The organism is Cellulomonas pasadenensis, assembly GCF_047229365.1.
Lineage (GTDB): Bacteria > Actinomycetota > Actinomycetes > Actinomycetales > Cellulomonadaceae > Cellulomonas.
Genome location: NZ_JBFTEP010000041.1, coordinates 1 through 14,143 on the forward strand (window position 1 = coordinate 1; position 14,143 = coordinate 14,143).

Annotated in this window: 14 protein-coding genes; 11 read left to right on the forward strand and 3 right to left on the reverse strand. The window is 74.6% G+C overall.

Annotation, left to right across the window (positions count from 1 at the left end; translation table 11 throughout):
• The first annotated feature begins 330 nt into the window (after window positions 1-330).
• The 7 genes from AB6N23_RS07945 (at window position 331) to AB6N23_RS07975 (ending at window position 7,828) form a co-directional block, all read left to right on the forward strand.
• The gene (locus AB6N23_RS07945; protein ID WP_412865561.1) at window positions 331-729 is read left to right on the forward strand and encodes a hypothetical protein; all 399 of its coding nucleotides are present in this window, start codon (window positions 331-333) and stop codon (window positions 727-729) included.
• Between the two features lie 121 nt (window positions 730-850).
• Complete coding sequence (gene prfB, locus AB6N23_RS07950; RefSeq protein ID WP_412865562.1) at window positions 851-1,972, forward strand: peptide chain release factor 2; 1,122 nt, start codon at window positions 851-853, stop codon at window positions 1,970-1,972.
• 184 nt (window positions 1,973-2,156) lie between these two features.
• A complete protein-coding gene (gene ftsE / locus AB6N23_RS07955) occupies window positions 2,157-2,846 on the forward strand; it encodes a cell division ATP-binding protein FtsE (RefSeq protein ID WP_412865563.1) in 690 nt (229 codons plus the stop codon).
• Window positions 2,847-2,856: 10 nt separating this feature from the next.
• Entirely contained in the window at window positions 2,857-3,771 is a 915-nt protein-coding gene (ftsX, locus tag AB6N23_RS07960) for a permease-like cell division protein FtsX (RefSeq protein ID WP_378200758.1), read from the forward strand.
• Window position 3,772: 1 nt separating this feature from the next.
• The gene (locus AB6N23_RS07965) at window positions 3,773-5,209 is read left to right on the forward strand and encodes a peptidoglycan DD-metalloendopeptidase family protein (protein WP_412865564.1); all 1,437 of its coding nucleotides are present in this window, start codon (window positions 3,773-3,775) and stop codon (window positions 5,207-5,209) included.
• A gap of 163 nt (window positions 5,210-5,372) precedes the next feature.
• Window positions 5,373-5,846, forward strand: a complete 474-nt coding sequence (gene smpB, locus AB6N23_RS07970; RefSeq protein ID WP_378200751.1) for an SsrA-binding protein SmpB — start codon at window positions 5,373-5,375, stop codon at window positions 5,844-5,846.
• A complete protein-coding gene (locus AB6N23_RS07975) occupies window positions 5,843-7,828 on the forward strand; it encodes a DUF2207 domain-containing protein (protein ID WP_412865565.1) in 1,986 nt (661 codons plus the stop codon). The genes smpB and AB6N23_RS07975 overlap by 4 nt, the downstream gene beginning before the upstream one ends.
• A 3-nt stretch (window positions 7,829-7,831) precedes the next feature.
• On the opposite strand, the gene AB6N23_RS07980 is transcribed toward AB6N23_RS07975, so the two are convergent.
• Complete coding sequence (locus AB6N23_RS07980) at window positions 7,832-9,295, reverse strand: NAD(P)/FAD-dependent oxidoreductase (protein WP_412865566.1); 1,464 nt, start codon at window positions 9,293-9,295, stop codon at window positions 7,832-7,834.
• A 162-nt stretch (window positions 9,296-9,457) separates the two neighbouring features.
• Here AB6N23_RS07980 and AB6N23_RS07985 point away from each other — a divergent pair, with 162 nt between their 5' ends.
• Both AB6N23_RS07985 and AB6N23_RS07990 read left to right on the forward strand, forming a co-directional pair.
• Complete coding sequence (locus AB6N23_RS07985) at window positions 9,458-11,053, forward strand: RecQ family ATP-dependent DNA helicase (protein WP_412865567.1); 1,596 nt, start codon at window positions 9,458-9,460, stop codon at window positions 11,051-11,053.
• Window positions 11,054-11,136: 83 nt separating this feature from the next.
• Entirely contained in the window at window positions 11,137-11,385 is a 249-nt protein-coding gene (locus AB6N23_RS07990; RefSeq protein ID WP_412865568.1) for a DUF6480 family protein, read from the forward strand.
• Window positions 11,386-11,454: 69 nt separating this feature from the next.
• Here AB6N23_RS07990 and AB6N23_RS07995 read toward each other — a convergent pair whose 3' ends face one another.
• Together AB6N23_RS07995 and AB6N23_RS08000 are read right to left on the reverse strand one after the other, a co-directional pair.
• The gene (locus AB6N23_RS07995) at window positions 11,455-11,757 is read right to left on the reverse strand and encodes a DUF427 domain-containing protein (protein WP_412865569.1); all 303 of its coding nucleotides are present in this window, start codon (window positions 11,755-11,757) and stop codon (window positions 11,455-11,457) included.
• 94 nt (window positions 11,758-11,851) lie between these two features.
• Window positions 11,852-12,913, reverse strand: coding sequence for an ATP-dependent DNA ligase (locus tag AB6N23_RS08000; protein ID WP_412865570.1), 1,062 nt, complete (start codon window positions 12,911-12,913; stop codon window positions 11,852-11,854).
• Window positions 12,914-13,083: 170 nt separating this feature from the next.
• Between AB6N23_RS08000 and AB6N23_RS08005 the strand changes: the two genes are divergently transcribed.
• Window positions 13,084-13,662 (forward strand): hypothetical protein, encoded by a 579-nt coding sequence (locus AB6N23_RS08005; RefSeq protein WP_412865571.1) that lies wholly within the window; start codon window positions 13,084-13,086, stop codon window positions 13,660-13,662.
• 122 nt (window positions 13,663-13,784) lie between these two features.
• Window positions 13,785-14,105: a hypothetical protein gene (locus AB6N23_RS08010; protein WP_412865572.1), complete on the forward strand. Its 321-nt coding sequence runs from the start codon at window positions 13,785-13,787 to the stop codon at window positions 14,103-14,105.
• The last annotated feature ends 38 nt before the right edge of the window (window positions 14,106-14,143 follow it).

Genomic DNA, 14,143 nt, shown 5'->3' on the forward strand with positions numbered 1-14,143 from the left:
CGCCACCGGTGCGTGCGCCCGCGCCAGCACGCGCTGCGCCCGCCGGGCGCGCCGCTCCGCCATCCGCCGGTCGTGCGCGGACTCGGGCACCTCCGGCGCCCACGGGCGCGAGCTCTCCGCCTCCGCGCGCGTCAGCCGCACGCCCAGCGCACCGATCCCGATCGGGTCCGACATGGTCCTCACCCCTTCACTCTGTACCGCTCCAGCATCCTGTACCGCTACAGTCCCACCGATTCCTGGACCGGTCAAGACCTCCGGAGTCATCGCGTGGTGCGTCCGTCCGGACGACTCCTCGTGACTCCGCCCCGCGCGCCTGTCACGCTGCGCCTCATGCCCCCTCGACGGACGAGCCGCACGGATCTCGACACCGGCGTCGGATCCCGTCGCGCGACGGGTCCGCCGGACGGGGGGCGACGTGCCACCGGCGGCTCGCGCGCGGCCCGCTGGTCGCTCGGACTCGCGATCGGGGCGTTCGCCGCCGCGCACGGGGCCGCCGCCGCGTTCGGCGCCGTGGTCGCCGACGCGTTCGGGGGCACGGCGCCCGCCGCCGGGCCGCTCTTCCTCGTCGCCGCGGTGCTGTGGCTCGTGCTCGCCGTCGCGGCGGCCGTGCTGGCGGTGCGTGCGCTGCGGGGCGGGGCGTCCCGCGCGATGCCCGTCGCCGCGCTCCTCGTCGCGCTCGTCCCGCCCGCGCTCGCCGTCGTCGCGGTCGTCGCCGTGCGTCTCGTCTGACCGGGCGCCGGGTCCGGCCGGGCGCCCGCGCGACGGCTCATGCGGACCGCCGCACGCCGACGCCACGGCACCCGACGCCGCGCGCCGACCGCGCCGCACCCAGCGGGTACCCTGGACGGTCGTGGCCACCACCGACTTCTCCGCCGAGATCCGCGAGCTGCGCAGCACCCTGGAGTCCATCCAGTCGGTGAGCGACCCCGCCGCGCTGCGGGCGAAGATCGCCGAGCTCTCCGAGCAGGCGTCCGCCCCCGACCTGTGGGACGACCCGGAGGCGGCGCAGAAGGTCACGAGCGCGCTCTCGTCCGCGCAGTCCGAGCTCGACCGCGTCACCAAGCTCGGTGGCCGCATCGACGACCTCGAGACGCTGGTCGAGATGGCGGCCGAGGAGGACGACGCCGACACCCTCGCGGAGGCCGAGGCCGAGCTCGTGGGCATCCGCAAGGACCTCGGCGAGCTCGAGATCCGCACGCTGCTCGCCGGCGAGTACGACATCCGCGACGCCGTCGTGACGATCCGCGCGGGCGCGGGCGGCGTCGACGCCGCCGACTTCGCCGAGATGCTCATGCGCATGTACCTGCGCTGGGCCGAGCGCCACGGCTACGCGACCACCGTCATGGACACCTCCTACGCGGAGGAGGCGGGCCTGAAGTCCGCGACGTTCGAGGTGAAGGCGCCGTACGCGTTCGGGCACCTGTCGGTCGAGGCCGGCACGCACCGGCTCGTGCGCATCTCGCCGTTCGACAACCAGGGCCGCCGGCAGACGTCGTTCGCCGCGGTCGAGGTCATCCCGCTCATCGAGCAGACTGACTCCATCGAGATCCCCGAGTCGGAGATCAAGGTGGACGTCTTCCGCTCGTCCGGCCCTGGCGGGCAGTCCGTCAACACGACCGACTCCGCGGTCCGCATGACGCACATCCCCACCGGCATCGTCGTGTCGATGCAGAACGAGAAGTCGCAGATCCAGAACCGCGCCGCCGCGCTGCGCGTGCTCCAGTCCCGGCTGCTCCTGCAGCGCCAGGAGGAGGAGCGCGCCGCGAAGAAGGAGATGGCGGGCGACATCAAGGCGAGCTGGGGCGACCAGATGCGCTCCTACGTGCTGCAGCCGTACCAGATGGTCAAGGACCTGCGCACCGAGCACGAGGTCGGCAACCCCGCCGCGGTCTTCGACGGCGACATCGACGACTTCATCGAGGCCGGCGTCCGCTGGCGCCGCAACCAGCAGGTCGCGCCCGCCGACGCGTGAGCCGTCCCGGGACGATCCGGGACGAGCCGGGCATCACCCGGTCGGGCGTACCGATTCACCGGTCCCGCGGCGGCGTGTCCTGCCTCGGACCGCGCGGAGGGGTTCCTACCCTCGACGAGTCCCGCGACCCTGCGGGTGGCCCGTCGTGCCCGCGACGTGCCCGACCGAGGACGAGGTTCGAGCCGTGATCCGCTTCGAGAACGTGACGAAGGTCTACGCCCGGGGTGCCCGCCCCGCGCTGGACCGCGTGTCGCTCGACGTCGAGCGCGGCGAGTTCGTGTTCCTCGTCGGCGCGTCCGGCTCCGGCAAGTCGACGTTCCTGCGGCTCGTGCTGCGCGAGGAGCGGGCGTCCGCGGGGCGCGTGTTCGTCGCCGGCAAGGAGCTCGGCTCGCTGTCGAGCTGGAAGGTGCCGCACCTGCGGCGCCAGATCGGCGCGGTGTTCCAGGACTTCCGCCTGCTGCCGAACAAGTCGGTGTTCGAGAACGTCGCGTTCGCGCTGCAGGTGATCGGCAAGCCGCGCCACCACATCCTGACCACCGTGCCCGACGTGCTCGACATGGTCGGGCTCGCCGGCAAGGAGAAGCGTCGCCCGCACGAGCTGTCCGGCGGCGAGCAGCAGCGCGTCGCGATCGCCCGCGCGTTCGTCAACCGGCCGTCGATCCTGCTGGCCGACGAGCCCACCGGCAACCTCGACCCGACGACCTCCCTGGGGATCATGCGCCTGCTCGACCGCATCAACCGCACCGGCACCACCGTGGTGATGGCGACGCACGACGACGAGATCGTCGACCAGATGCGCAAGCGCGTGGTCGAGCTGAGCACGGGCGAGATGGTGCGCGACCAGTCGCGCGGCGTCTACGGCTCGGACCGCTGAGGAGGCCGCCGTGCGCGCCCAGTTCATCCTGTCCGAGATCGGCATCGGCCTGCGCCGCAACCTGTCGATGACCGTCTCGGTCGTGCTCGTGACCTTCGTGTGCCTCACCTTCCTCGGCGCCGCGGCGCTGCTGCAGACGCAGATCGGGAAGATGAAGGACGACTGGTACGACAAGGTCGAGGTCTCCGTCTTCCTCTGCCCCGCCAACTCCGCCGAGCGCACGTGCGCCGCTGGGGAGGTCACCGAGGAGCAGCGCGAGGACATCCTCGGCGCGCTCGAGGCGCCCGAGGTGGCGCCGTACATCGAGCAGGTGTTCACGGAGACCAAGGAGGAGGCGTACGAGTCGTTCCAGCGGCAGTTCGGCGACCAGTTCTGGGCGTCGGCCGCGACCGTCGACGACATGAACGCCTCGTACCGCATCAAGCTCACCGACCCCGAGCAGTACCAGGTGGTCGCGGACGTGGTGTCCGGCAGACCCGGCGTCGAGGACGTCGAGGACCAGCGGCGCCTGTTCGACAACCTGTTCCTCGTGCTCGACCGCGCCACCTGGGCCGCCGGCGGCATCGCGGCGATCATGCTGCTCGCGGCCGTCCTGCTCATCACGACGACCATCCGGCTGTCCGCGCTGAGCCGGCGCCGTGAGACGGGCATCATGCGTCTCGTGGGGGCGTCGACGCTGTTCATCCAGCTGCCGTTCATGCTCGAGGGTGCGATCGCCGCGCTCGTCGGCGGGGCGCTGTCCGTCGCCGCGCTGTGGTTCGGCGTGGAGTACCTCGTGACCGACTGGCTGGGCCAGACCGTCACGTGGGTGCCGTACGTCAGCACCGCGGACGTGCTCGCGATCGCACCGCTGCTGCTGGTGGTGGCGGTCGTGCTCGCCGCCATCTCGTCCCTCGTCACCCTGAGCCGCTACACGAAGGTCTGACATGCGACGACGCACCGACCGCACCGACCGTCCCGCCGCCGACCGTCCCGTACAGCGACGCCGGCTCACCGCCGCCCTCGCCGCCGCGGCGGTCGCCGTGCCGACGTTCCTCGGCGTGGCGGGGCCCGCCCTCGCCGACGACCTGTCGAACCGCCGCGCGGCCGCCGAGCAGCGCGTGTCCGCCGCCGAGCAGCGGGCCGCCGACCTCGCCGAGGCGATGGCGGAGCTCGACGGGGCGCTGCGCCAGGCGGTCGAGGAGCTCGCCGCCGTCGAGGCGCAGCTGCCGCAGGCGCAGGCGGCGCTCGACACCGCCGTCGCCGCCGCGCAGGCCGCGCAGCGCGAGGCCGACCTGCAGACCGCCCGCCTCGCCGCCGCCGAGGACGAGGAGGCGGCGATCGCGGAGCAGATCGTCGTCGACGACGCGCGCGAGGTCGAGATCCGCGCCGCGATCGGGCAGATGGCCCGCGAGGCCTACAAGGGCGGCCGCGACGTCTCCGGCATGAGCGTCATGCTCGACGCCGAGAGCTCGCAGGACTTCGTCGAGCGCTACGGCATGGTCTCCACCGCGATGCGCACGCAGTCGCAGGTGCTCGACGAGCTCCAGGAGATCGTCGCCAAGAACAAGAACGCGCAGGCCCGTCAGACGGCCGTGCGCGACAAGGTCTCGGAGATCAAGGCCGCGGCCGACGACAAGCTCGCCGAGGCGCAGCGGACGCAGGCCGCGGCCGAGGACGCGAAGGCCGAGGTCGAGCGGCTGCTCGCGGAGCAGCAGGCGAAGAAGGCGTCGATCGAGTCGCAGAAGGCGGAGGCGGCGGCGCAGGCCGCGGCCGTCGACGCGGAGCGGCAGGCGGTGGCCGCGGAGCTGGGCCAGATCATCGAGGCGCAGCGCGTCGAGCGTGCCCGCATCGAGGCCGAGCGGGCCGCGGCGGCCGCGGCCGCCGGCAAGCCCAGCGGCGGCGGCGGTGGTGGAGGCGGCGGCGGTGGCGGTGGCGGCGGGACGAGCCCGCAGCCGGGCGGTGCCAAGCCGGGCGCGATGTTCGCCAACCCGACGGCGCACAACCCGATCTACGTGACGTCCGAGTACGGCATGCGCCTGCACCCGGTGCTCGGCTACTACCGCATGCACGCCGGCATCGACCTGCGCGACCGCTGCGGCGAGCCCGTGTACGCGGGGCGCTCGGGCACGGTGCAGTGGTCCCGGTACCGCAGCGGGTACGGCAACCAGGTGATGATCGACCACGGCTGGGTCAACGGCTCGTCGCTCATGTCGAGCTACAACCACATGTCGTCGTTCGCGGTCGGCGCGGGGTCGCAGGTGTCGGCCGGGCAGCTGCTCGGCTACGCCGGCAACACCGGGACGTCCGCCGCGTGCCACCTGCACTTCGAGGTCTACGTCAACGGCGCGACCCAGAACCCCCGGTCCTACCTGGGCATCTGAGGCGGCGCCGGGGCACGGTCGCGGCATTCACCTGGGGGTGCGTCGGTGCCCGCGGGTAGGCTCGTGCGGCGGCACGGCGGTCACGACGCCTGCCCGCCACCCGCTGCGCACCTGCACCCCGCGGTGCGCGCACCACCCGAGCAGACACCAGGAGGGCCGAGCCGTGGCCAAGGCGACGACCGGACGCAGCATGGTCGCGGCCAACCGCAAGGCGCGGCACGACTTCGTCATCGAGGACGTCTTCGAGGCGGGGATGGTCCTGTCCGGCACCGAGGTGAAGGCCCTGCGCGCCGGGCGCGCGTCCCTGGTGGACGGCTGGGTCGAGGTCGAGGGGCACGAGGCCTGGCTGCACGGCGTGCACATCCCGGAGTACTCGCAGGGCACCTGGACCAACCACGCGCCGCGGCGCAAGCGCAAGCTGCTGCTGCACCGCGAGGAGATCGACCGGCTCGAGGTCAAGACGCGCGAGAAGGGGCAGACGATCGTCCCGCTCGCCCTGTACTTCCTCGACGGGCGCGCCAAGATCGAGATCGCGCTCGCGCGCGGCAAGCGCGAGTACGACAAGCGGCAGACCCTGCGCGAGCGGCAGGACAACCTCGAGGCCCAGCGCGCGATCCGCGAGAAGCGGGACCGGTGACGGCGCACGACGCGGCGCGGCCCGGCGACGCGGCGCGGCCCGGCGACGCGGTCGGCCCGGACCTCGCGGTCGGTCCGGATGACGCCCACGTGGTCGCGCGCGCCGTCCGGCGGCTCGCGGTGGTCGCGCTCGCCGTCGTGCTGGCGCTCGGCGTCGTCGTGCTCGCGCCGCCGCCCGCCACGTCCGCGGTGCCCGCGACGCCGGGCGACCTGACGTCGGGGCGTGAGATCACGCGGTACGACGCGGTGGCGGAGGTCGCCGCCGACGGCACGGTGCGGGTGCAGCTGGAGCTCGACTTCGACTTCGGCGACGACCCCGGCCACGGCCCCTACCTGACGTACCCGACGCGGGTGTCCTACGACGACGAGCTCGACCGCGTCTTCGCGTACTCCGACGTCGTCGTCGACAGCCCCACCGGCGCCCCGGCCGACCTGCACCGCGAGGACGAGGGCGCGGCGATGGTGCTGCGCGTCGGCGACGAGGACGTCGACGACGTCGAGGGCGTGCAGACGTACCGGATCGGCTTCACGGTGCGTGGCTGGCTGAACCCGGCGAACGCGCAGCACTCGGGCGACGAGCTGTACTGGGACGTCATCGGCGGGGGCTGGGAGGTGCCGTTGTCCGACGTGCGGGTCACCGTGACGGGGCCGGCGGACGTCCAGGACGTGGCGTGCTTCGCGGGTCCGCAGGGTGCGACGGCGCCGTGCGGCGGCGCCGAGGCGGACGGCGCGTCGGCGACGTTCACGCAGGATGTCGTGCCGGTCGGGGACCGCCTCACGACCGTGACGGGCTGGCCCGGCGGCACGTTCACCGGCGCCGACCCGATCCTGCGCGAGAAGCTCGACCCGTTCGCGCCCGTGCGGCCGCTGAGCGTGGGCGGCGGTGTCGCGGCCGGTGTGCTCGGCCTCGGTGCCCTCCTCGCGGTGCGGCGGGTGCGCCGCACCGGGCGGGACCAGGCCTACCTCGGACTGACGCCAGGACTGCGGCCCGCCGCGGGGCAGGAGGCCGCGACGGGTCACCGCGACCGTCGGGACGCCGTGTCCGTGCAGTTCGCGCCGCCCGCGGGCACGCGGCCCGGCGAGGTCGGCACGCTCGTCGACGAGAAGGCCGACCCGGTCGACGTCACCGCGACGATCATCGACCTCGCGGTCCGCGGGTGGCTGCGGATCGAGGAGGTCGCGCCCGAGCAGGAGGGGCGCGCGCCGGAGGACTGGACCCTCGTGCGCCTGCGCGCCGGCACCACCGACCTCCTGCCGTTCGAGGCGACGCTCCTCACGGAGCTGTTCGAGGGACGCGAGCGGGTCCGCCTCTCGGAGCTCAGGACCACCTTCGCGTCCGCCATGGGCAAGGTCCAGGACGGGCTCTACCAGCACGTGACGGAGACGGGCTGGTTCCGTGCCAACCCCAAGGCCGTGCGGACGGCGTGGGGCCTCACCGGCGGGCTGCTGCTCGTGCTCGGCGTCGTGGGCACCGTGATCGCGATCGCCGCGGGCGCGCAGTCGCTGCTCGGGCTGGCGCTGGTGCCGGCGGCGGTCGCTCTGGTGGGCGTCCTCGTGCTCGCGCTCTCGGGAGCGGCGCCGGCGCGCACGGCGGACGGCACCGCGGTCCTCGCGCAGACGCTCGGGTTCCGCCGCTACCTCGCGACGGCCGAGGCGGAGCAGCTGCGGTTCGAGGAGGGCGAGGACCTGTTCTCGCGCTACCTGCCCTACGCGATCGTGTTCGGCCTCGCCGACCGGTGGGCGCGGGTGTTCGCCGACCTCGCCGCGCAGGGCCGCGTCGTCGCCGAGCCGGGCTGGTACGTCGGCACGTACGCCGCCGGGCCGTACTTCTGGGGCACCGGCTTCGCGGGTGCGGTGGACCGGTTCGAGCACGTCGCCACCGACGCCATCAGCGCGCCGACGCCCGGCACGTCGGGCGGCTCGGGCACGAGCGGCGGCTACTCCGGCGGTGGCGTCGGCGGCGGGGGCGGCGGCGGCTGGTGACCGTCAGGCGGGTCGCGCGTCTTGGTCGCCCCGGTCGGTGACGCGCCCGGCGTCGTCCGCCGCGTCCGCGCCGGACTCCGACCGGGTCCCCGACGGGTCGTCCCGCGCGCCGAACGACGCGTCACCCTCGCGGCGCAGCGCGTTGCGGCCGATCACCTGCTGCCAGGTCGCCGCCCGCTCGGCGCGGCCGCGACCGACGAACGACACCGCCCAGTGCAGCAGGGTCGTCACCCGGTTCTTGAACCCCACGAGGTAGAACAGGTGGACGCCGAGCCACAGGAGCCAGGCGGGGAGCCCCGACGTCTCGACGCGCCCCACCTGCGCCACGGCGAAGAAGCGGGACACCGTCGCCATGCTGCCCTTGTCGTGGTACTCGAAGGGCTGGCCGGTCGGGCGGCCGTCGACGCGGCGCCGGATTTGGTCGGCGGCGTGCTGCGCGCTCTGCATCGCGACCTGCGCGACGCCGGGCAGCTCGTCCAGCCTCATGAGGTCGCCGATGACGAACACGTCCGGGTGACCCGGGAGCGTGCAGTCCGGCTCGACCGGCACGCGGCCCGACCGGTCCGCCTCGACGCCCGCACGCTCGGCGAGCACGCGGCCGATCGGTGCCCCCTGCACGCCGGCGGCCCAGATCTTGCACGACGCGGGGACCGCGCGCCGCTCCCCGTCGGCGTCCTCGACCTCGACGCCCTCCTGGTCGACGCCCACGACCTTCCACCCGGTCCAGATCTCGACGCCCTGGCTCTCGAGCTCGCGTGCCGCGGCCGCGCCGAGGTGCTCCGGGTAGCCCGGGAGCACGTGGTCGACCGGGTCGACGAGCAGCACGCGCGTGCGCCGCGGGTCGACGTGCCGGAACTGGCCGGGCAGGACGCGGTGGGCGAGCTCGGCCACCTGGCCGGCCATCTCGACGCCCGTCGGCCCCGCGCCGACGACGACGAACGTGAGCAGCCGGTCGACGGCCGCCGCGTCCCGCGTCACCTCGGCGAGCTCGAACGCGCCGAAGATGCGGCCGCGGATCTCGAGCGCGTCGTCGAGGCTTTTCATGCCCGGCGCGTGCTCCGCGAACTCGTCCCGGCCGAAATACGACTGCCCGGCGCCCGCCGCGACGACGAGGCTGTCGTACCGGGTGCGGGTCACGCCGGCGGGGGAGCGGTGCACGACCTCGCGGGCGTCGAGGTCGACGTCCTCGACGACGCCGAGCAGCACGCGCGCGTTGCGCTGGCGGCGCAGGACGTCGCGCGTCGCCGGGGCGACCTCGCCGGCCGACAGCACGCCGGTCGCGACCTGGTAGAGCAGCGGCTGGAAGAGGTGGTGGTTGGAGCCACTGACCACGGTGACGCGCACGCCGGGCACGCGGGCCAGCGCACGCGTCGTGAAGAGGCCGCCGAAGCCGGAGCCGACGACCACCACGTCGTGCGGGCGCTCGCGCCGGGCCGTCGACGGCTGCGGCCTCTCGGTGGTCGTCATGCGGGGCCTCCTGCCGGGGAGTCGGGACGCCTCGACCGTACGTGGGCGGCTCGCGGGTCGCGCGGCGGCCGGGCCCGCATCGCGGCTCGACGGGCGGGACGGCCCGCGGGTGGGTAGGACTGTCCGGGGTCGCCGCACGGGCGGCCCGGACGGAGGTGCTGGGTGGACGTCGACGCCGCGGTGACGCGCGTGCTGGGCGAGGGTGTGGCGCTGCGCGAGTCGCAGCGGGACGCCCTCGACGGCCTGGCGGAGCACGACACGCTCCTGGTGGCGCGCACGGGCGCCGGCAAGACCGCCGTGTACGCGGTCGCGACCCTGGTCGCGGAGCGGTTGACCGTGGTGGTCTCGCCGCTGCTGGCGCTGCAGCGCGACCAGGTCGGCTCCCTGCGGGAGTCGGGGCTGCGGGCGGCGTCCGTGAGCTCGGCCCGGACCGCCGCGCAGCAGCGGGAGGCGCTCGAGGCGGCGACGTCCGGGGACCTCGACGTGCTGCTGCTCGGTCCGGAGCAGCTGCAGCGCGAGGTCGTCCTCGAGGCGCTGCAGCAGGCCGACGTGGGCCTGGTCGTGGTCGACGAGGCGCACTGCGTGAGCGAGTGGGGGCACGACTTCCGGCCCGACTACCTGCTGGTCGGCTGGGCCGTGCAGCGCCTGGGCGCGCCGCGCGTGCTCGCGCTGACGGCCACCGCGTCGGCGCACGTGCGGGAGGAGATCGTCGCCCAGCTGGAGATGCGCGACCCCCGGGTGCTCGTGCACGACGCCGACCGGCCGAACATCTGGCTCGGCGCGCGCCCGGCGGCGTCCGAGCAGGAGCGCGACGCGTACGTCCGCGAGGCGGTGCTGGCGGAGCCGGGTGCGGTGATCGTCTACGCCCGCACGCGTGCGCACACGGAGGAGCTCGCGGCTGCGCTCGCCGAGGACGGGCGCCCGGCGCTCGTCTACCACGCCGGCCTCCCGGCGAAGGAGCGGTCGGCCGCGCAGGACCGGTTCCTGTCCGGCGACGCGGACCTCGTCGTCGCGACGTCCGCGTTCGGGATGGGCGTCGACCGCGCCGACGTGCGGCTCGTCGTGCACGCGGGCCCGCCCTCGACGCTCGACTCCTACTACCAGGAGGTCGGCAGGGCCGGCCGTGACGAGGAGCCGGCGCGCGCGCTCGTCGTGCACCGACCGGAGGACCACGGGCTCGCGCGGTACCAGCGCTCGAGCGGCGGGTCGCGGCCGGAGACGCTGACCACGGTGGTGCGCGCGCTCGAGGAGGACGCCGCCGACCAGGCCGGCCTCGCCGAGCGCACCGGCCTCGCGCGGCGCACGGTCGCGCGCGCCCTGGGCGAGCTGCAGCGCGTCGGCGCGGTCCGTGACGACGACGGCCGGTTCCGCACGGTCGACGGCGCCGGCCTGCGGCGCGTCCTCGCCGACGTGCGCGCCGAGCGCGAGCGGCGTGCACGGCTGGAGACGTCGCGGGTCGACCTCGTGCGCACCTACACCGACACGACGGACTGCCGCCGGCGCCTGCTGCTGGAGCTGCTGGGCGAGGAGCGGCGCGACGTGTGCGGGCACTGCGACTCGTGCGACGCGGGCACCTCGGTGCGCGCGTCGGAGAGCCGCGTGCGGCCGGGGCAGCTCGTGCGGCACCAGGAGTTCGGGCCGGGCGCCGTGACGGTCGTCGAGGCGGACCGGATCACCGTGCTGTTCGAGGAGCGCGGGTACGTCACCCTCGACACCGACGTGGCCCTCGACGCGCAGATCCTCACGGTCGAGTCGTGAGGGGCGCCGGGTCGGTGCCTCCGGTTGCCGACCCATCCGCACGGGCACACCGTGGACACACCAGGACCGACGAGAGGGGACGCATGAGCCAGTCGCCCGGAGCCAGCACGCCCGACCCGCAGCCCGAGGACACGCCGGGCCTCGAGGCGGGAGGCGGGGTCGCGCCCGGAGACACGCCACCCGGGGAGTCGTCGACGACGTCGGGCCTGTCGACCCACCAGGCCAAGGTCGGCTCGACGGGCTCGAACTGGGTCGTCTACGCGATCGTCGGCGGGGTCGTCGCCCTGTGCGCGCTGTACTTCATCGGCTACGCGGTGGGTCTGCTCGACTGACCGGCACTGCCACGACGTGCGACGGCCCGGCCCCCGTGGGGGACCGGGCCGGCGTCGTGCCGGAGCGCGTCAGCGCACCTCGACGTCCGGCGAGAACGCGACGTAGCCGCTGAAGTCCTTCCCGACGCGGTCGAACGCGCTCGGGTACGGGTGCGGGTACGACCAGGCCTCGTCCTTGCGCAGCTCGTCGCCGTCGCGGACGGACCAGTACTGGGCCTCGCCCTTCCACGGGCAGGTGTACGGGGTCGGCGACGTCTCGAACAGCTCGGTGCGGATGCTGGAGGGCGGGAAGTAGACGTTGCCCTCGATGTGCACGACCTCGGACTCGGGCGCCTCGGCGAGCACGGTGCCGTTCAGGGTGGCGGTGGGCATGGTGACCTCCGGTGGGACGGGCGGCGGGGTGCCGCTCCTCGCACCGTAGGCCGGTCCGGACGAGGCCGCGAGGGCGCGTCCCACGGGCACGGCGTCAGGTGCCGAGGATCTCCGCGAGGTCGAACCGCACCGGCTCGTCGAGCTGCTCGTACGTGCAGGAGCGCGGGTCGCGGTCCGTGCGCCACCGCCGGAACTGCGCGGTGTGGCGGAACCGGTCGCCCTCCATGTGGTCGTACGCGACCTCGACGACGAGCCCGGGGCGCAGCGGCACGAAGGACAGGTCCTTGGTGGCGTTCCAGCGGCTGACGGCGCCGGGCATGCGACGGTCCGCGTGCGCGGACTGGTCGGCCCACGAGCCCCACGGGTGGTCGGCCAGGTCGACGTCGCGGTACGGCGCGAGGTCGTCGAGCAGGCTCCTGCGTCGCGCCATCGGGAACGACGCGCTCACGCCGACGTGCTGCAGCCGCCCGTCGTCCGTCCACAGCCCCAGCAGCAGCGACCCGACGACGTCCCCCGACTTGTGCCACCGGAAGCCGGCCACCACGCAGTCGGCGGTCCGCTCGTGCTTGATCTTGAACATCGCGCGCTTGTCCGGCTGGTAGGTGCCGTCGAGGGGCTTGGCGACGACGCCGTCGAGGCCCGCGCCCTCGAACTGCGTGAACCACCGCTGCGCCTCGTCCATGTCGCCGGTCGCGGGCGTCACGTGGACGGGCGCCTGCACGTCCGCGAGCGCCTCGACGAGGAGGGCGCGGCGCTCGCGCAGCGGGCGGCCCGTGAGGTCGTCGTCGCCGAGGGCCAGCAGGTCGAACGCGACGAACGACGCAGGCGTCTGCCCCGCGAGCAGCTTGACCCGGGACGCGGCGGGGTGGATGCGCTGCTGCAGCGCGTCGAAGTCGAGGCGGTCGCCGGTGACGACCACGATCTCGCCGTCGACCACGCAGCGCTCCGGCAGGTTCGCCCGGAGCGCCTCCACCAGCTCCGGGAAGTACCGCGTCATCGGCTTCTCGTTGCGGCTGCCGAGCTCCACCTCGTCGCTGTCCCGGAACACGATCGTGCGGAACCCGTCCCACTTCGGCTCGACGTGCCCCACGTCGGGGATCTCCTTGACCGACTTGGCGAGCATCGGCGCGACGGGCGGCATCACGGGCAGGTCCATCGGCCCATCGTGGCGGGTGGGGAGCGCGCTGTCAGCGCGACGCACGGCGGGCCGCACCGGGCGTGGGTCTGCGCGGTAGCGTTCCGCGGGCTCGTCGACGTCCCGGCGGACGTCGGTGCCCTCGTCGGTCGTCCCGACCGGCGCGACCACAACGACGGCAGGAGGGCACCATGGGCACGTCCGACGCCGGAGGCCGCTCCCACGCTGCCCCGTCGGACGCACTGACGCCGTACCTCGCGCTCGACCTGCACGGTCTCCTGCGCGCGCTGCAGGAACGGCCGCTCGCGCCGGGCGACCTGGCGCCGGAGGTGTGGCGGTCGCTCGTCGAGCTGGTGACGCAGCAGGTGCAGCACCGGGGCGGTGACCTGGACGTCGAGGGGTGGGGCGTCTGCAGCGCCGTCGTGACGCACGTCCTGGCGGCGGCCGTCGCGGCGGACGCGTACCCGCGCCACGAGGCGCTCGTCCGTCGGTTGCACCTGACGGGCGCCGCGCTGGACTTCGCGGGCCGGACGGACGCCCGGGCGGCGCTCCTCGATGCACGGGGCGCCGTCGGCCTGGCGGTGCGCGCGCTGCCCGCCGACGTCGACGCGGTCGCCGCCGACGCCGACCGCTGGCGGACGCTCCCGCGCGCCGAGGTGCTGCGTCTGCGCCGTGTCCGGCACGTGCTCACGCCGGCGCTCGCCCTCGCGGACCGGTCCGGCGACGAGCGGTTGGACCACTGGCGCGACGTGCTCCCGCGCCTCCCGTGATGCCTACGCTGCCGTCGGCGGTACCGCCGCCGTGCGACGTCGCCGCTCGCGCCTGGGTTGGCGCTAGCGTTCGTGACCGGGCGCGGGCGGACCGGTGCCCGACGGGAGAGGCGGAGGCGTCGGTGGACCTGGCGGAGGCGTGCTACCACCTGCGGGAACGGCGGGAGATGTACGTCCTCGACGACCGCTACGCCTCCGTGGTCGCGTTCGTGACGGGGCTGGCGTCGGCGTCGGACGGGCGCGTCCTCGAGGGGTTCCAGGAGCTCGTGCAGGAACGCCTGCTCGACGGCCGCACGACGCCGCGCCACTGGTGGGCCGTCGTCCGCGACTCCGTCGCCGATGGCGGCGCGGACGGCGACGCGGAGGCGACCACCCGGCTGCTGGACCTGCTGGAGGAGTTCGCGCACGGTCCGACCGGCACGGTCGTCGACGGGGAGGCCTGACGACGTGGCGGACGGCAGGGGTCGGCGACGGGCGGCAG